Genomic DNA, 17563 nt, shown 5'->3' on the forward strand with positions numbered 1-17563 from the left:
CTTATTTAATCCCGATCACTGTTAAAGAAGAACAGTAGCACGACCACAACGATAATGATCCACAGTAGATCATCGTTTTCCCGGTCAAAAAAACCATCGAACAACCCCATGGTGGAGTCCCCCTTTCCTTCTCGTTACAGCCTATGCATCAGGCAATCTGGGTGTCAGTCTGGATGAGCCCAAAAGTTGAGAAGCCCGTTTAACCCAGCTTGGCGGTAAGGAGATGGACATAGGTAGTCAATTGCCGAGCCTGGACGGAAAAACCCAGCTCCCGCAAATCTGTCATCAGTTTGGAGCGGTTCGCGTAGTATTCGTCCTCAATCTCAGCCACGGCCTCCAAATTTCCTGACAGCCGCAACTCGTGGAGATGGGAGGCGCGCTGCTCATTATCCACAAACATGGAATCCGCAATGATCAGGCGCCCGCTTGATTTTAAGACCCGTTTGCACTCGGCCAAAGCGAGCGTTTTCTGCTCGTCAGTAAGGTGATGCAGGGCAAGACTCGTCACGACGAAATCAAATTGGCTCTCTAAATACGGAAAAGCAAAAAATGAGCCCAGCTTGGTCTCAATTGCAGGATTTTTCTGTTGGCAGACCTTCAGCATTTGCGGCGACTGATCAAAAGCACACATTTTGATCCCCGCATCGCTGAAGCGTTTAGCCAGATTTCCGGTACCTGTTCCCGCATCCAATCCAAGCTCCTCCGGTAACGGCGCTGTCTCTTGGAAAGTCTCTTCCAGGATACGCTCGTATTCTTCGTACGGATAAAACCCGCGTGTTTTCTTGGTAACCATCGCATCATACTGGTTTGCAATCTGGTTAAAATTCCAGCGATCGACCCAATTGTCTCTCATTTGCCGGAGGCGCTTGTTTCCCTCTGCCAATTCAAACAGGGAGGCGGGATCGATCCCCTGGTGCTTCTTTACACGTCCAATCATTTGCTCGGTTGTCTGGATGACTCTTGAAAGCTCAACCCATCGATCGTACATGCAGGAGCGTTGAATTTCCAGGTAATGAAGCAGGCTGTCTTCCTCTTGGTCAATCCGCTGCAGGATTTCTCGGATATCTTCAATCGGCATCCCGACTTCTCGCAGCGTGATAATGGTTTGCAGCCGCCAGACATCCTCCTGGGAAAAGATTCGATAGCCCGAATGATCAGCTTTTTTGGGAGCGATCAAGCCCTTTTCCTCATAGAAACGTATCGCCCGCGGCGTAATTTGCAGCCGTTCTGCCATTTCTTTGATTTGCACGTGCTTCTTCCTTTCCCAAGGTTCTGCCTTCATTGTAAACCTTACCGTTAGGGAAAGGTAAAGTGCTCAGAAAAAAAGAAGCTGTGCCAAAGCAGCAGCCTCTTCATGAATACACCGATTCCCGTGGGCGATCTTCTACCGATTACTGATTGCCGAGCGGCTCTGAAATCTGCGAGAGAGCTTCCGTAGCCTCGTCGTGGTGAACCTCACGGACAGCCATGTCACCCAACGCGACGATCCCGACCATTTTTCCGTTTTCCACAACAGGCAATCGGCGGATTTGGTGCTGGGCCATAATTTTGGCAGCTTCGTCCACAGTCATTTCGGGACGGCCGAGAATAATATCGCGCGTCATCACCGTTTCTACTGCTGCCGAACCTTCGCGTTTTTCTGCCAGTCCACGGATAACGATATCCCGGTCCGTAATCATCCCGATGACATCATTTTTCTCGTCAACTACGGGGATAACCCCCACGTTCCAATCGCGCATCTTGCAAGAAACCTCATATACATTATCTTTAAGGGTAACGGTTTCAACATCTTTGGTCATAATTTCACGCAGTGTCCGATTTTCAACTTTTGCCATATTTCTCTCCTCCTTTTCCTGATAACAACTGTAGTTTGTCCTCAGGAAAAAGGTTTCATGCGCATTGGTCAAGCGTTCCATTTTCCGACTAGGAATGCTTCCGGGCATTGTGGTAAGATGGTAAAGTGGTGTTTCCAAAAGCAGACCACGCAGAGAAACATAAGGAATTATCTTTACAAAAATAAGACCGTAGGGTGCGGCAACACCCATACGGTCGAAGCGTACAATAGTTGTTCCCCGATGGCGGGGGGCGGCTCTCAACTTTCTTGGCATACCTCCCGACTTCTTATGAAGGGGAGGTCATTTCTTTTTACTGGTTGACAGCATCAAGACTAAGGTCCCGAACGCTAGCATCAGACTTAGTGCTTCATATACTGTCATGCTATCACCCCCTTTCCAAAAACGGGGATGAACCGCCACCCTTGAGGAGCGCACCTACTGTAGCTATAGAGTATACCATAAAATGGTAAAGTGGGCATCCGGCTAGAGACACGACTTATCCATTGCACTCCATGCAAAAACAGACTATCATAAGGAAGTGAATAACTTACCATTTGTAGGAGGAAAATCAATGGTTATCAAGGACACGGGCGTCGGCAACAAAGAAGTCATGCTTGCCGATCTGGATCACTACATGAATGACCTGGGTTTTGTACGAGGAGCTTGGGATTACAAACACGCTACATACGACTATGAACTGAAAGATAAAGGTACCGTTTACTACCTGCGCATCGAAGCGGATGTGATCGAAGGAAAACTGGAAGACAGCCACGCACTGCTCAAATTGGGCGAACCATACATGGGCAAGCATCTGTTCCCACACGGTCTGGATTACGATTCCCCGATTCCGGATTCGGTTGTACAAACAGCAAAACGGAAGCTGCAAGTATTGAACGAGAAGCTTACCGCCCTGTAATCTGTAAGAACTCCATCATAAATCGCACACCACCGACAGAGAGGAACCCCCTCTCTGTTTTACGTCAAAGGGGAGGGTTCTTTGATGAAGACACGGGGAGTCCCTGACTTTCTGTTGTTGTTTTTGACGGCCCTCTTGGTAGGGTTTGGCATCACCATGGTTCTGAGTTCCAGCTCGATCTTCGCCCTGACAAGCTTTACGGTGAACGGTTGTAAAGTATGCGGCGGTGATGAGCTCTACTTCGTCAAAAGACAGGCCGTATTCTTACTCGTCGGTACTGTCGGAATGCTCATTACCATGAATATCCCCTTCTCTTTTTACAAGCGTAATTTTCTCTTGATTGCCTTTGTCAGTGTTCTCGCCTTGATTTTGGTACTGATACCCGGCATCGGTCAAAAGATTCAGGGGGCAAGATCATGGTTTAGTTTAGGACCTGTCAATCTCCAACCGGCTGAGTTCGCCAAATTGGGGTTAATTCTCTACCTGGCTGCGATCATTTCCAAAAAAGGAGACGGATTCCGCGATTTAAAGAAAGGTCTTCTCCCACCATTAGTGGTCACTGGTATCTTTTGTGGACTGATTGTGATCCAGCCTGATATGGGAACGGCCGCTATACTTCTGGGAACAGCCGTCATCGTCATGATTTGCGGCGGCGCGCGGCTTAGTCATCTGTTTTTGCTCGGGTTTCCGACGTCGACCCTCGCATTTATTGCGTACGTCACGACGAAAAACCATGCCTGGGACCGCCTAACTTCTTTCATGGACCCATGGAGCGACCCGCTGGATACGGGTTACCACATCAAACAATCGCTCATCGCCATCGCTCACGGAGGTTGGACGGGGACCGGATTTGGAAAGAGCATCCAAAAATATTTGTACCTTCCCGAAGCGCACACCGACTTTATTTTCGCGGTCATGGCGGAAGAGCTTGGCTTTATTGGGACAACCCTGTTCCTGCTTATTTACCTCCTGTTTCTTTTGCGCGGCATTCAGATCTGCCTGAAGGTGCAGGACACCTTCGCCAGCTTGGCGGGAATCGGCATTATCAGCATGATCGGGATTCAGGCTTTCATCAATATTGGCGGCGTTACCGCCACGATCCCATTGACGGGGGTCCCCCTGCCCTTTATCAGCTACGGCGGCTCCTCTTTGCTGGCTATTCTCCTGTCAACTGGCATCTTGCTTAGTGTCTCTCGAGAAGTGAGCAGGCAGAAGATAATCGAGCAAGGGCAAAAACAATTACATGCATTAGATAGGTAGTAACCAAAGAATGACCTGCCGTGAGCAGGTCCTTTTTTCATGTCATTCTCACCTACTTGAGCATGTTACAACCCCTATAAGCCCCGCCTAATCCCTCTTCAAAATTCATAAAAATAGGATATCGGAATAGAGACACGACTTATCCATTGCTCTCCATACAAAAACAGACTATCATAAGGAAATGATTAACTTACCCATTGCAGGAGGATAATCAATCGTTAGAAAAGGTACGGGTATCGGCAACAAAAAAGTAATGCTTGCCGATCTGGAGAAGTTTACATCCCTGTAAACAGATCGGGATCTCCATCATAAATTGCATTCCACTGACAGAGAGCAAGACCTCTCTGTTTTACGTCAAGGGGGAGGGTTCTCTGATGAAGACACGGGGAGTCCCCGACTTTCTATTGTTGTTTTTGACGGCCCTCTTGGTAGGGTTTGGCATCACCATGGTCCTGAGTTCAAGCTCGATCTTTGCCCTGACAAGCTTTACGGTGAATGGTTGTAAAGTATGCGGCGGTGATGAGCTCTACTTCGTCAAAAGGCAGGCCGTGTTCTTACTCGTCGGTACTGTCGGAATGCTTATTACCATGAATATCCCCTTTTCCTTTTACAAACGCCATTTTCTCTTGATTGCCTTTGTCAGTGTTCTCGCCTTATTTTTGGTACTGATACCCGGCATCGGCCAAAATATTCAGGGAGCAAGACGCTGGTTTAGCTTAGGTCCAGTCAACCTCCAACCGGCAGAGTTCGCGAAGCTGGGGTTAATTCTTTATCTGGCTGCGATCATTTCCAAAAAAGAAGTAGGATTCCGAGATTTAAAGAAAGGTCTTCTCCCAGCGTTGGTGGTCACCGGCCTCTTTTGTGGACTAATCGTGGTTCAGCCTGATATGGGAACGGCCGCTATTCTTCTTGGAACAGCCGTCATTGTCATGATTTGCGGAGGAGCTCGGATCGGACATCTGTTTTGGCTTGGGTTTCCGACATCCACGCTCGCTTTCATCGTTTACGTCACCACGAAGAACCATGCCTGGAACCGCCTAACTTCCTTCATGGACCCATGGAGCGACCCACTAAATACCGGTTACCACATCAAACAATCACTCATCGCCATCGCTCACGGAGGTTGGACAGGAACCGGATTTGGCAAGAGCATCCAAAAATACTTGTACCTTCCCGAAGCGCACACCGACTTTATTTTCGCGGTCATGTCGGAAGAACTCGGCTTTATTGGGACAACCCTGTTCCTGCTTATTTACCTCCTGTTTCTTTTGCGCGGCATTCAGATCTGTCTGAAAGTGCAGGATACCTTCGCCAGCTTGGCGGGGATTGGTATTATCAGCATGATCGGGATTCAGGCTTTCATCAATATTGGCGGGGTTACCGCCACGATCCCTCTATCCGGTGTTACTCTGCCCTTCATCAGTTACGGTGGCTCCTCGTTATTGGTCATCCTTCTTTCTTGCGGGATCCTGCTCAGTATCTCTCGCGAAGTGAGCAGGCAAAAGATAGTCGAACAGGGACAAAAACATCTGTACACGGAAGCTCGGTAAATTTAGAAAAGACCTGCCGCTCAGAGCAGGTCTTTCTTCTACATGTCGATCCCATCCACATGCACATGCACGGCCTCTACATCCAATCCGGTCAAGGTTTCCACCTGATCCTTCACCTTTTCCTGAAGCTCCTGGCAGAGCTCGTGAATCCGTATTCCATACTTGATGGACACGCGCAGTTCGATCGACACCGCACCATCTGCTATTGCAACAAAGATCCCCTTTCCACTGGCACCCAGCTTTTTGGCCAAATCTTGATAAAATCCTCCGGTGCGCACCGAGACACCGGTGATATCCGCCACTGCTGCTCCTGCAATAACTGCCACTACCTGATCAGCCACCCGGATCTCACCGCGCATAGTATCCATGGACCATCCTCCTCTCTCTTTACCACTAACCTGCTGCCCACTGATTTTTATCATCGGCATTTTCAGCTCGTGACTTTCAGACTTTTCTTTCATTATAAACATGTGGAGCTTGGGCTTGAAAGGGAATTTCTCGTTTTCGCTCGGTTAATGTCGGAAGGGTGCACTGAATGTCGAGAAGACGTAGTTCATCGGCATGTACCGCTTCTGTCAATGCTGGCAGCAGCTCTTTTACCGTTTCCACGCGGTTCCCTTTGACTCCGCAAGCTTCTGCCCATTTGACAAAATCAGGGTTCCGGATACGTGTTCCAAATGGAGTGAGCCCCGCCTGAACCATCTTCCATTCTTCCAGTCCCAATGTGTTGTTGTGAACCACGATAATGGGAAAACGGAGATCGTTCTCTACAGCGGTCATCAGCTCTGCCAAATTCATCTGAAGACCTCCATCACCCACGACGGCAACCACCTGTTTATCAGGTCCATTCAGCTTGGCCGCTATTGCTGCAGGCAGGCCGTATCCCATCGTCCTCCACTTTCCGGAAAAAAGCGGAAACTGCGACTTTGCTCGGAAGGCACGGTTAAACCACAAAGTATGCTCTCCCGTATCAAGAGCGACGACTGCTTTTTCATCCACCACCTCGGAGAGTGCATGCAGCAAGGTTTCCGGTTTGATCAGCTCATCTTGCCCTTGCGCGACGATTCTCTCCGTTTCCTGCCAAAAAGAAGTATGCCAGGCCTCTACCTGCGCCCGCCATGGGAAGAAGGATTCTTTTCGCTCCAGTCGTTGTATCCACAGAGGAAGCACTTCTCCCAACTCAGCCGTTACAGAAAAAAGAAGGGGATGGGCATGAATAGAGACAGGGCGATGATCGACCTGGACAACCTGCAGACCTGCCGGTATAAAGCTTCGGGGAAACCAGCTTGCTCCGAGTATGAACAGCAAATCTGCTTCAGCCAACACGGAAAGACCGGCTATACTTCCCCCCTCTCCCAGGCCACCTACTACCTGTGGATGGGCCTCATCTATAACCCCTTTTGCACCTAGCGTTAAAAGAATGGCTGCTCCTAACTCTTCGGCTAATCGCTTGCATAGGGCTGCTTGTTGCCGGCAACCGCTTCCCAACAGCACAACAGGTCTTTTGGTACGATGAAGCAGCTCCGCCGTATGATTCATTTCCACCCGATCCATCATCACAGGTGTATGCAAGCGGGGGAGCAGCTCCACAAGCGGCCACGAAGTTGACCGCGAAAAAATATCTTTGCAAACAGCCAAATGCGCTACTCCTCTCTGACTGCCGGCAGTGACAAACGCCTTGTGCAGGACGTGACCTATCGCCTCAGGATGGGCCACCGTCGTGGTGAACAGGCTAATCGGCCGCAGTACATCCTCCTGCGGTACGAACTGCTTGCTATTGCTTCCCAGTTTGTGCGTCTCTACCTGCCCGGTGATCGCCAGTACAGGCACCTGATCCGCGTAGGCATCCGCCAAGCCGTTGATCAGATTCAACGTCCCAGGTCCACCTGTCGCTGTGCAAACGGCTGGCCTGCCCGTCAGCTTTGCCTCTGCAGTCGCCATCATGGCAGCTGCTGATTCATGCCTGCACGCAATATACCGGATCTCCTTTTGTTTGCCCAGCACATCCAGCCAAGGGAGAATAGCGTCACCTGCTACTCCATAAATGTGCTTTACACCCCAAAGCCGCAACTGCTCTGTTACATAGTCAGCTACCTGCATACCGCACCTCCTGTCCGTTCTCTTTTCTAGTGTGGCGAATTATCCAGTATTTTACTAAAAAGTTTCCAGTCTTTCCGGGAAACCTATGTTGTAGTAGGAGATATGAAGGAGGAACTTGGTATGAATCAGCCTGGGAAATGGCTGCTAGCCTTTTTAGCTACTGCCGTGATCTTGACATCCTCGATCATGTTTTACCCTGTCCGTACAGATGCCTTCAGCAACGAAATCATTCAGGTAGGAGCAACTGGCAAGGATGTTAGGGAGATGCAGGGACGCTTGAAATATCTCGGTTTCTACACTGGGAAAGTAGACGGGGTTTTCTCCTGGAGAACGTATTGGGCCCTGCGCAACTTCCAGTACGAATTTGGAATGGATATTGACGGTATTTTGGGTCCCAAAACAAAGCTTATGCTGTATAATGCCACGACGGGATACCGCCCGACAGCCGAGGAGCTGGGAGTGGAACAAGCAGCACCAGCACCATCTCCTGCACCTTCGGCTCCCAACAATACGACCTACCACAGTAAAGGAATCTCTGAAAATGACCTCCGCTTGATGGCGAATGCCGTTCACGGCGAGGCCCGGGGCGAACCCTACGTAGGCCAAGTCGCTGTAGCTGCTGTTATCCTGAACAGAACCCGCAATGCAGCCTTTCCCAACACGCCGGCCGGTGTCATTTTTGAGCCGCTTGCCTTTACAGCCGTTGCCGACGGACAGATATGGCTGACACCCAATGAAACCGCGAAAAAGGCGGTGCAGGATGCCCTGAACGGCTGGGACCCGACAGGCGGTGCGATCTACTACTTTAACCCGGATACCGCAACCTCTGCCTGGATATGGAGTCGCCCTCAAATCAAGAAAATCGGCAAACATATCTTCTGCCGCTAAGCAAAAAGGAAACAGGCACGGTCTGTACCGTGCCTCTTTTCTTTCTTATCCGCTTGTTTTTGACGCCAACATCCAATGGTTACAGGCGCTGCCCTTGCATATGCTCGGCCATTTTGATAAAACGCTCTTCCTGTTCTGTCGTACCACAGATTCCACATTGGATCAAATAGGGCTCACCCTTGAACGGCTGGTGAAACGTGTCCAGTTGTTCCTGAGACAGTTCTGCCACAAGATCGCCTGACTGCGGGTCAAGCCGCACGTATCGGGGTGTCTGTTCAATAACAGTAAATCTCATTCGGTTAGATTTACAGGTGGGACAAAGATAGGGCTTTGCCATAAGAATTGCACCTCCTTGGATATCTCACCGATTAGTATGTGCATAAGCTGATTATGTAAATAGAAAAAATGATAACTCTTTCCTCAAAGAGGTGAAACGATGAAGCTGCGCCTGTTTTTTATCATCGTCGGGTGTATTCTTCTGCTTGCCGGGTACGCCCATTACTTCACGGAAAACGAACTTTTTCAGTTTATCACCTCTTCTATTGCAATCGTATTTCTCGCAGCCTGGCTGGGAAAATCGACAGAAAGCGTAGCGCATTACGCAGGGGATCGGATCGGAGGCTTTCTGAATGCTACCTTCGGCAATGCGGCTGAGCTGATCATCGCCTTTTTCCTGGTAAAAGAAGGGCTGTTCGAGATGGTCAAAGCTTCCATCACGGGTGCCATTATCGGCAATCTGCTGTTGGTCCTGGGTTTAAGTGTGTTGCTCGGGGGATTAAAGTACAAGGAACAAACCTTTAACAGCAAGCTCGCCAGTCATAATGCCTCCCTGATGATGCTGGCCATCGTTGCCCTGTTTATCCCTGCAGTGTTTATGAAGGAACTTCCGCCCATAAAAATCGAGACGCTCAGTATTGTCATCGCCGTGCTCTTAATCATCGCCTATGTGCTTTGGCTGGTCTTTTCCATGATCACACACCGGGATTTTTTGTCCGACATCGAAACCCATGAAAGCGAGGCCCTCTGGTCCAAGAGCGTTTCCATGATCATGCTCGGGATTTCCACTTTTTTCGTCGCGGTGGTTTCGGAGTGGCTGGTACACAGTGTCCACCAGGTATCCACGTCGCTGGGCTGGTCGGAGCTTTTTGTCGGGGCCTTTGTCATCGCCATCATTGGCAACGCCGCCGAACATAGTGCAGCCCTGCTCTTGGCATTGAAAGGCCGCATCGGGGCTGCCGTCGAGATTGCCGTGGGTTCCAGCCTGCAGATCGCCCTGTTTGTCGCCCCGACACTAGTCTTAATTAGTCTGTTGATGGGCCGCCCGATGGATATTGTTTTCACCACATTTGAACTTGCAGCGATTGGCGTGGCTACGGTTATCACCATCTCGATCACCCGGGACGGAGCCACCAACTGGTTTGAAGGTGTTTTGCTGCTGGCGGTCTATCTTATATTGGGAACAGCCTTCTTTTTCATCTGACATCTCCCATCATGGAAAAAGCGCAGTCATGTACTCGTTTCGTACACCTGCGCCTTTTTCTTCATGCACATTTTATTAAAAAAGATTGAGTGAGCTTAAAAATACAAGGATGATCGCGACAGGAGCCACATACCGGAGCAAGAGCAACCAGGCAGCAAACGCCCGTCTTCCCCAATCTGTGGATACTTGCAGCTCATGGATGAGGACCTCGCGCTTTAACCTGAGGGGTACAAAAATGGCAATTAGGAACGCTCCAAGCGGCATGAGAATATTGCTGACCAGGTAATCAGCGGCGTCAAAAATCGATTTCCCGCCGATGCTGACATCCTCCCACACTCCAAAGGACAGAGCTGAAGGAATCCCCACTAAAAATATGAGTGCTCCTACAATCCAGGCATAGCGTTTCCGCTTTTCGACATTCCCCTTGGCGACGGAGGCTACAATAATCTCCAGCATCGAGAAGGCAGAAGTAAGAGTAGCAAACAGAAACAGTGCCAAAAAAATCAGCAGAAACAGGGTTCCAAACGGGATATGTTCAAATACGGAAGGCAGCATGATAAACAAAAGCCCCGGGCCTGCTGTCGGTTCCATATCAAGTGAAAAGACCGCAGGAAAAATGGCCAAGCCCGCAAACAAGGATACCAGGAGATTCAATCCCACGATCGAACCCGCAGAGCGCACCAGATTCTCCTGCTTACCTAAATAAGAACTGTACGTCACCATGACGGAAACGCCGACACTCAGCGAAAAGAAGGATTGACCCATCGCATATAAAATGGATTCCGACGTCATCTTAGAAAAATCGGGCGTCAGGAAAAAGGAAACGCCTGCAAATGCCCCATCAAGCGTCAAAGAGCGAACCATCAAGACCAGAAACAAGAGAAACAAGGCCGGCATGAGATACTTGTTGGCCGCTTCGATACCGGACTGTACACCACGTGCGACGACCCAAATTGTCATCAGCATAAAGAGGAACTGTGCTCCTACTGATCCGTAAGGGCTCGCGATCACACGGTGAAACAGTTCGTCATAGGGTAATCCCTTCATTTGACCGGCAATCCCGAGATACAGATAGCTGAGTATCCATCCTCCTACGACGCTGTAAAAAGAAAGCAGGATAAAGCAGGTCGCCACGCCCAGCTTGCCGATCCAATGCCAAGCTGTTCCAGGTGCAATTTGTTTATAGGCGGAGACGGCTTCCTTCTGCGTGCTTCTCCCGATGACGAATTCTCCAAGAAGAAGCGGCAGGCCGATCACCACTGTAAAAAGCAGGAACAAAAGAAAAAAAGCCCCTCCACCGCTCGTCCCCACAACATACGGGAATTTCCAGATGGCTCCCAGGCCGATTGCCGAACCTGCTGCGGCCAGAATAAAACCAAGTCTGGTCGTCCATTGATCTGTTTGTTTCACTTTCATTCACCTCATAGCTGTCATTCCATCTTGGTGGCTCCACGAGAAACAAATCGTGCCAGATTTGGGCAAGGTCATTGTTTCGTAAAGATTGGCTCCCATTGACGTTTGCCATTTCGCCGAATCATGCTTTTTGAAAACATGAAAAAACCCGTCCTCCAAAGGGACGAGTTGCTCGCGGTACCACCCTGATTAGACAAGCGCTGTTACTCGCTTGTCTCACTTTCACATTGGTAACGGGTATGACCCGGTTCTCCTCCTACTGGCACCATAGTTGCGTTCAAAGGACGGCTCCGGAGGGAATTCAACGGGGCACGCTTCGAAATTGCTTGCAGTCTGTGACAATTTCTCCCTGACAAGCTGCTTGTCGTCTACTTATCTCCATCATCGCTTTTCAAAAATAATATTCTTCACTTTAGTATATCCTCATTGAAAAATCAAGGATTGTTTTCTTGTATAATAGAAAAGCGAGGAACGTTTCCATTCTCTCGCCCTTAGTTATTCTGGTTGTAGAGCTCGTGCAGATCCGCCAGCTTTCTTTCCAGGGAACCCATGATTTCTCGTCCGATCTCTTCTTCAATCAATCCCAAACGGACGGCGAACTCTACTTCACGCGATAACCCGAACATCTGAGTGTCCAGCACTTCTTCGTACAGAGGACACTGCGGCATCGTCAGGTTTTCCATCTGTACGTCGATCAATTTGAATATCTTGTCCGCATCTGCTCGCAGCAATTCCAGTGCCTTTTGCTCCAGATCGGGAATCTTAATCTCTGCCAAAACCTATCCCTCCGTTTGCCACAACCTTATCTTACATAGTACGTTATTCTGACCCATTTGAAAAGGGGAGAGGATTTGGCAACTGTAAGTATATAAATACGACCTGACTAAAAAACACTCAAATCCAACCGGTCAGACAGCTTTTCCAATACTTTGACGCCGGCGACAGAGTTTCCTTTATCGTCGAGAGCCGGACCAAAGACACCGATTCCCATGCGCTGAGGAACGGCAGCCATAATTCCCCCGGCAACCCCGCTCTTCGCAGGAATGCCGACATCGATAGCAAATTCACCGGAAGCATTGTACATCCCGCAGGTAATCATAAATGTTTTGCAAATCCGTGCCACTTCTCTCGGAAATAATTGTTCTCGACTTCTTGCGTCGTATCCGTCCGCAGCAAGAACGGCGGCAAGTCGGGCCACTTCAACAGTGGTCATGTCGATGGAACAATGCCGAAAATATAAATCGAGCGTTTCTTCGACGTCTCCCTGAAGAATCCCGCTGTCTTTGAGGAAGTAGGCAAGTGCCCGATTTCGATCAGCCGTCTGCTTTTCCGACTGATACACTTTTTCATTTACGCGCAAATCAGGATTACCGCTCATTTTTCGCAGAAGCTGGAGGATCTTGTCCAACCGCTCCTCAACACTAGCACCTGGAATCATACCGGCTACGGCTATCGCCCCGGCATTAATCATAGGATTCAGGGGTTTATGCGGTTTGATTGTTTCCAGCTTGATAATCGAGTTGAAAGGATCGCCGGTCGGTTCTTTCCCTACTCGCTGAAAAACGTAATCAGGTCCGTGTTCGCACAGGGCTACCATCAACGAAAAGATTTTCGAGATGCTTTGCAGGGTAAAACTGTGGTTCGCATCCCCTGCAGACAAAAGTGTGCCGTCTACAAGACAGACGCTGATGCCAAGCATGTGCTTCTCCTGCCTGGCCAACTCAGGTATGTAGGATGCGACCTCTCCCTTCTCTGCTTCCCCGGCCGTGTCGCGGATCATATCCTCCAGTAGCTGCTGAAGCCCGCTGTGATCTGTCAGGTCCATTTGTGCCTCCTTTTATTTGCTTCTGCCATCTACGAACTATTTTCTCCATTGTAGGAAACCGTAGAGTTTCTGTCAAAAAATTCCCCGGAAAGATTCGGGAAAGCCAGCCTCACTTGCTCGTTTGCCACATCCTTTTTGCTTGCGGTACAATGATTGATGATCGAATAGAGACGGAGGAATGTTCCATGTCGGATGTGATCGTGTTCAAGGGAGCGGTTTCCTTTCCCATTACCCTGGACCCGAGTGTGTGGATTTTTGATGAGCGAAAATTTGACCTTGGTTCCTACCAAGGAGAAACAGAGGATGAAACCAGCTATCAACTAAAATATCTGGAGGGAACCGGCGCGCAGTGGGACAAAGAGCTGAGAGAAGGGGCTGTCCCGCCATCTGAGAGAAAAAGCCTGATTCAAGAGAGAAAAGCTCTCCAAGGCGATTATGCGATAAAACTGGCGCCATTTATTGAGAATGCCCGTCCGCTGCCAGAAGCGACTCACTTGCGAATTCACCGGGAGAACGGAGAATCTCTCCTGCTCCCCCTTAGCGAAGCGAAGCGAGCGATCCTGCAGTTTTCCAAGGAGGGGAAACCAATTCGCACCGATGGACCTGTTTACTTTTACCTGCCTGAAGCGTTTCTGGCACAGGAACCTCCCATTACTGGGATCACTGCCTTTGAAATCGTATCTGAGAACTAAATCGTTTGCTTTCATATTAGAAAAACTTGGCTTATCGCCAAGTCCAGTAGCGAGAGTCTTATTTTTTTATACTTTCGTCATTAACGCGTTAGCAAAGTTAAAATTTCCGAAAGTACAAAAAAGCCATCCGGGTAAAAGGATGGCTTTTTGCAGGAATCATTTCTTTGTTAGCCCGTTCACGCGCTGACTACCTGCGTGTGTCCGATGTTTCTTCTCTTTATCTCTGTGTTAAGCAATTCAATAAAATCTGGGTCCAGTTGAAGGTCGACTGCACGATGATATACTTCGATCAACATTTGGTCAGTTAAGTATTTCACGTTGTCACCTCCATCCTTTAACCTGAACCCATTGTATCAAAAGAATTGGGCACGAACAATCGTTCTGATATCCACAGGGCATGGGGATATCATGTGAGTAAGTTGTGGGCAAAATGTGCGCAAGTAATAAAAACTCAGGCTTGTCTATGTGGATTCTCCGATCGTAATTATCCACATACTGTCGTAATTTGTCGAACGATTGACTGTATACATCGTTCGTATACCGCTGTTTTGCACGCTCAGTAAAAAAACGGACTCCGCAGAGGGTCCGCTTTTGCGTTGACGGGATGGCTTATGCGTTTGCTGTTTCAGAAACGTGCAGCACCTGCTTGATCCGCTCGATTGCCCAATCCAGGTCCTCTTTGCTGATCATCAATGGCGGTGCAAATCGAATGGTCGTTTCATGTGTTTCTTTGCACAGCAGACCCAGTTCCTTCAATTTCTCGCAGTAAGGTCGAGCCGCGCCATTCAGCTCCAGTCCGATAAAGAGTCCTCTTCCGCGAATATCTTTAATCAACGGATTTTGGATCTCTCTGAGCTTGCTGATAAAATACTCTCCCAGTTCCCGGGAACGTTCGACAAGCTGTTCATCCTTCAATACATCCATGGCTGCAATGGCAACAGCACAGCCGAGCGGGTTGCCTCCAAATGTAGAACCATGCGAACCTGGTTCAAACACCCCGAGTACTTCCTTGTCTGCCGCTACGGCTGAGATCGGGAATACTCCTCCGCCCAGCGCTTTCCCCATGATGTACATATCCGGTTTCACATCTTCCCAATCCGCAGCAAACAATTTTCCAGTGCGGCCAAATCCGGTCTGGATTTCATCACAGACAAACAAGACATTGTTTTCCCTGCAAACCTCATAGGCCTGTTTCAGGAAGCCTTCTGGCGGGATAATGATCCCCGCTTCCCCCTGGATTGGTTCAAGCATAAAGGCTGCTGTATTGGGTGTGATCGCCTGCTTCAATGCATCCAGATCGCCGTAAGGAATGATCGTAAAGCCCGGGGTGAACGGACCAAACCCGCGTTGATAGCCAGGATCGGAAGAAAAGGAAGTGATTGTGACGGTACGTCCGTGGAAGTTGCCGGCGCACACAATGATTTCCGCTTGATTTTCCGGCACTTTTTTGACATCATACGCCCAGCGTCTTACTGCTTTCAACGCCGTTTCCACCGCTTCTGCACCGGTGTTCATCGGCAAAATCATATCTTTTCCCGTCAGTTCCGCCAGCTTTTCATAAAAAGTCCCCAACTGATCGTTGTAAAAAGCACGAGACGTGAGGGTTACTTTGTCCGCCTGATCCTTCAGTGCTTGAATGATGCGCGGATGACGGTGCCCCTGGTTCAGGGCCGAGTATGCGCTGAGCATGTCGAGATATTTATTTCCTTCAGGATCTTCTACCCAAACACCTTCTGCTTTGGCAATCACAATCGGTAGCGGATGATAGTTGTGCGCCCCGAATTTTTCCGTTTGATCAATCACTTGATTGGTTTTATTCATGTGTCACTGCCTCCTTGTATCTGCATTGCCCTTTCTCTTATTCAAGAATGATGCCAACAGATACTTTCCGTTGCCATTGCTGATTTTCATGCAAAAAAGAGACGTTTTGTGCCAAATTAATTTGCATCTATTTCCGTTTTTTTATGACAACCAGCATAATATTTTTGCACCTGCTTCATCCTATGTTATGATGGTAGTCATACTCTTTCTAAGGCAGGTGCTTTGACAAATGTCAACCGGGAAACACATGATTACGCCCGACAAATATCTTCACGTCCTGGACAGTATTTTGGACAGTGTGAATGAAGGCGTCCATGTCATCGATGCTGCCGGAACTACAATCGTCTATAACCGCAAAATGACCGAGATGGAATCCATGAGTAAACGGGATGTGCTGAACAAGCCCCTCGCAGAGGTTTTCCAATTTCCCCAAGGGCAGGAGAGTACCTTGCTCACTTGTCTGCGGACCAGAAACAGCGTACGCAATGTGCGCCAAACCTATTTCAACGACAAAGGACAAGAGATCAACACCATCAACAATACCTACCCGATCATCGTCGATGGTGAACTCCTCGGCGCCATGGAGCTGGCTAATGACGTGACCAAGGTGGAACGGCTGCTGCGCGAGAAAAATCTCTGGGAGAACGGCGCACGTTATACCTTTGACAAAATTATCGGAGACAGCTCAGTCATCAAGGATGTCGTCGAAAATGCCAAGCGCGCTGCCCGTACCTCTTCTTCTGTCCTGGTCGTTGGTGAAACTGGGGCTGGCAAAGAACTGTTCGTTCAAAGCATACACAACGCCAGCATGCGCGCAGCAGGACCTTTTATTTCCCAAAACTGCGCCGCGTTGCCCGACAGCCTGATCGAAGGACTCCTCTTCGGTACCGCACGCGGTGCATTTACGGGCGCGGTGGAGCGGCCCGGCTTATTTGAACAGGCACAGGGCGGCACCCTCTTTTTGGACGAGATCAACTCGCTTAGTATGTCCCTTCAGGCTAAACTGTTGCGGGCCCTGCAGGAAAAGTCGATTCGCCGCATCGGGGATACGAAGGACAGAGCGATTGATGTGCGAATCATCGCCGCGATGAACGAAGATCCTGTAGAAGCCATCTCTCATCAGCGATTGCGCAAGGATTTATACTATCGGCTTGGTGTGGTTACACTATTTATTCCATCCCTGCGTGACCGCAAAGACGATATTCCGCTCCTGATTCGGCATTTCATTGAAAAATACAATGAGCTGTTTCAAATGAAGGTCGAGGGCGTATCCGACCATGTAATGCAATTTTTCATGAGCCATGACTGGCCGGGCAATGTTCGTGAGCTGCAGCATATCATCGAAGGATCCATGAATCTGATGGCCGATGAACGATTGATTACCTCCGAGCATCTTCCTTACCATTTTTTACGCCGCACATCTGGGTCTCTAAAGGAAAAGATAACAGTGATGCCCGTATCGGACGAAATCGTGCCCTTAAAGCAAAAGCTGCAAGAGTTCGAAACCTATTACATACAAAAAGTCGTAGAAAAACACAACGGCAACATTTCTCGAGCTGCCCAAGAATTGCAAATCAGCCGACAAAGCCTTCAATACCGAGTTCGGAAGCTGGGGGTCAAACGATAGTAACCCGCAAAATATTTTTTCCACAAATGATTTTTTTGCGCGTACTGCGTAATTTTTTTGCATGGGCAAAAGTGTAATCGTCCCATAATAGACAACCGTTCCACAATTCCGACTTGGCACAATATGTGCTTAGAGAATATACACGCACTTTATGAT

Annotated in this window: 17 protein-coding genes, 1 pseudogene and 1 other annotated feature; of the genes and pseudogenes, 7 read left to right on the plus strand and 11 right to left on the minus strand. The window is 49.1% G+C overall.

The window, feature by feature from the left end:
* Positions 1–199: 199 nt before the first annotated feature.
* The 3 genes from NDK47_RS16095 to NDK47_RS27845 all read right to left on the minus strand — a co-directional run bounded on the left by NDK47_RS16095 (position 200) and on the right by NDK47_RS27845 (position 2216).
* The gene (locus NDK47_RS16095; protein ID WP_251870774.1) at positions 200–1249 is read right to left on the minus strand and encodes a MerR family transcriptional regulator; all 1050 of its coding nucleotides are present in this window, start codon (positions 1247–1249) and stop codon (positions 200–202) included.
* Positions 1250–1391: 142 nt separating this feature from the next.
* Positions 1392–1835 (minus strand): CBS domain-containing protein, encoded by a 444-nt coding sequence (locus tag NDK47_RS16100; RefSeq protein WP_251870775.1) that lies wholly within the window; start codon positions 1833–1835, stop codon positions 1392–1394.
* 300 nt (positions 1836–2135) lie between these two features.
* Positions 2136–2216 (minus strand): putative holin-like toxin, encoded by an 81-nt coding sequence (locus tag NDK47_RS27845; protein ID WP_407653448.1) that lies wholly within the window; start codon positions 2214–2216, stop codon positions 2136–2138.
* Between the two features lie 190 nt (positions 2217–2406).
* On the opposite strand from NDK47_RS27845, the gene NDK47_RS16105 reads away from it, so the two are divergent.
* From NDK47_RS16105 to ftsW (NDK47_RS16115), 3 genes are all read left to right on the plus strand, one after another.
* Positions 2407–2751, plus strand: coding sequence for a YugN family protein (locus tag NDK47_RS16105; RefSeq protein WP_251870776.1), 345 nt, complete (start codon positions 2407–2409; stop codon positions 2749–2751).
* Between the two features lie 84 nt (positions 2752–2835).
* Positions 2836–4011 carry a putative lipid II flippase FtsW gene (ftsW, locus tag NDK47_RS16110; protein ID WP_251870777.1) on the plus strand — a complete coding sequence of 392 codons (1176 nt, stop codon included), beginning with the start codon at positions 2836–2838 and terminating at the stop codon, positions 4009–4011.
* Positions 4012–4385: 374 nt separating this feature from the next.
* On the plus strand, positions 4386–5561 hold the full coding sequence (gene ftsW, locus NDK47_RS16115; protein WP_251870778.1) for a putative lipid II flippase FtsW: 1176 nt from the start codon (positions 4386–4388) through the stop codon (positions 5559–5561).
* A 38-nt stretch (positions 5562–5599) separates the two neighbouring features.
* Here ftsW (NDK47_RS16115) and NDK47_RS16120 read toward each other — a convergent pair whose 3' ends face one another.
* The gene (locus NDK47_RS16120) at positions 5600–5929 is read right to left on the minus strand and encodes an Asp23/Gls24 family envelope stress response protein (RefSeq protein ID WP_251870779.1); all 330 of its coding nucleotides are present in this window, start codon (positions 5927–5929) and stop codon (positions 5600–5602) included.
* 76 nt (positions 5930–6005) lie between these two features.
* A complete protein-coding gene (locus NDK47_RS16125) occupies positions 6006–7661 on the minus strand; it encodes a thiamine pyrophosphate-binding protein (RefSeq protein WP_251870780.1) in 1656 nt (551 codons plus the stop codon).
* Positions 7662–7892: 231 nt separating this feature from the next.
* Here NDK47_RS16125 and sleB point away from each other — a divergent pair.
* Positions 7893–8549, plus strand: a pseudogene (sleB, locus tag NDK47_RS16130) (spore cortex-lytic enzyme); the annotation flags it as partial.
* Between the two features lie 79 nt (positions 8550–8628).
* On the opposite strand, the gene NDK47_RS16135 reads toward sleB, so the two are convergent.
* Positions 8629–8886 carry a hypothetical protein gene (locus NDK47_RS16135; protein WP_251870782.1) on the minus strand — a complete coding sequence of 86 codons (258 nt, stop codon included), beginning with the start codon at positions 8884–8886 and terminating at the stop codon, positions 8629–8631.
* Between the two features lie 99 nt (positions 8887–8985).
* Here NDK47_RS16135 and cax point away from each other — a divergent pair, with 99 nt between their 5' ends.
* Positions 8986–10029, plus strand: a complete 1044-nt coding sequence (gene cax, locus NDK47_RS16140) for a calcium/proton exchanger (RefSeq protein ID WP_251870783.1) — start codon at positions 8986–8988, stop codon at positions 10027–10029.
* A 75-nt stretch (positions 10030–10104) separates the two neighbouring features.
* Here the strand turns inward: cax and NDK47_RS16145 are convergent, their stop codons facing one another.
* The 3 genes from NDK47_RS16145 to glsA form a co-directional block, all read right to left on the minus strand.
* Positions 10105–11439, minus strand: coding sequence for a sodium-dependent transporter (locus NDK47_RS16145; RefSeq protein ID WP_251870784.1), 1335 nt, complete (start codon positions 11437–11439; stop codon positions 10105–10107).
* Between the two features lie 159 nt (positions 11440–11598).
* Positions 11599–11836, minus strand: a binding site (T-box leader).
* A gap of 97 nt (positions 11837–11933) precedes the next feature.
* Entirely contained in the window at positions 11934–12218 is a 285-nt protein-coding gene (locus tag NDK47_RS16150) for an Fpa/YlaN family protein (RefSeq protein WP_251870785.1), read from the minus strand.
* 107 nt (positions 12219–12325) lie between these two features.
* Entirely contained in the window at positions 12326–13222 is an 897-nt protein-coding gene (glsA, locus tag NDK47_RS16155; protein WP_407653449.1) for a glutaminase A, read from the minus strand.
* A 230-nt stretch (positions 13223–13452) separates the two neighbouring features.
* On the opposite strand from glsA, the gene NDK47_RS16160 reads away from it, so the two are divergent.
* Complete coding sequence (locus NDK47_RS16160; protein WP_251870787.1) at positions 13453–13959, plus strand: molybdopterin-binding protein; 507 nt, start codon at positions 13453–13455, stop codon at positions 13957–13959.
* Positions 13960–14135: 176 nt separating this feature from the next.
* On the opposite strand, the gene sda is transcribed toward NDK47_RS16160, so the two are convergent.
* Together sda and NDK47_RS16170 are read right to left on the minus strand one after the other, a co-directional pair.
* The gene (gene sda / locus NDK47_RS16165; protein ID WP_251870788.1) at positions 14136–14276 is read right to left on the minus strand and encodes a sporulation histidine kinase inhibitor Sda; all 141 of its coding nucleotides are present in this window, start codon (positions 14274–14276) and stop codon (positions 14136–14138) included.
* A gap of 292 nt (positions 14277–14568) precedes the next feature.
* Positions 14569–15780, minus strand: coding sequence for an ornithine--oxo-acid transaminase (locus NDK47_RS16170; protein WP_251870789.1), 1212 nt, complete (start codon positions 15778–15780; stop codon positions 14569–14571).
* A 229-nt stretch (positions 15781–16009) separates the two neighbouring features.
* Between NDK47_RS16170 and NDK47_RS16175 the strand changes: the two genes are divergently transcribed.
* Complete coding sequence (locus tag NDK47_RS16175) at positions 16010–17407, plus strand: sigma-54 interaction domain-containing protein (RefSeq protein WP_305883339.1); 1398 nt, start codon at positions 16010–16012, stop codon at positions 17405–17407.
* Positions 17408–17563: the final 156 nt, after the last annotated feature.

Origin of the sequence: Brevibacillus ruminantium (assembly GCF_023746555.1) — a bacterium.
Lineage (GTDB): Bacteria > Bacillota > Bacilli > Brevibacillales > Brevibacillaceae > Brevibacillus > Brevibacillus ruminantium.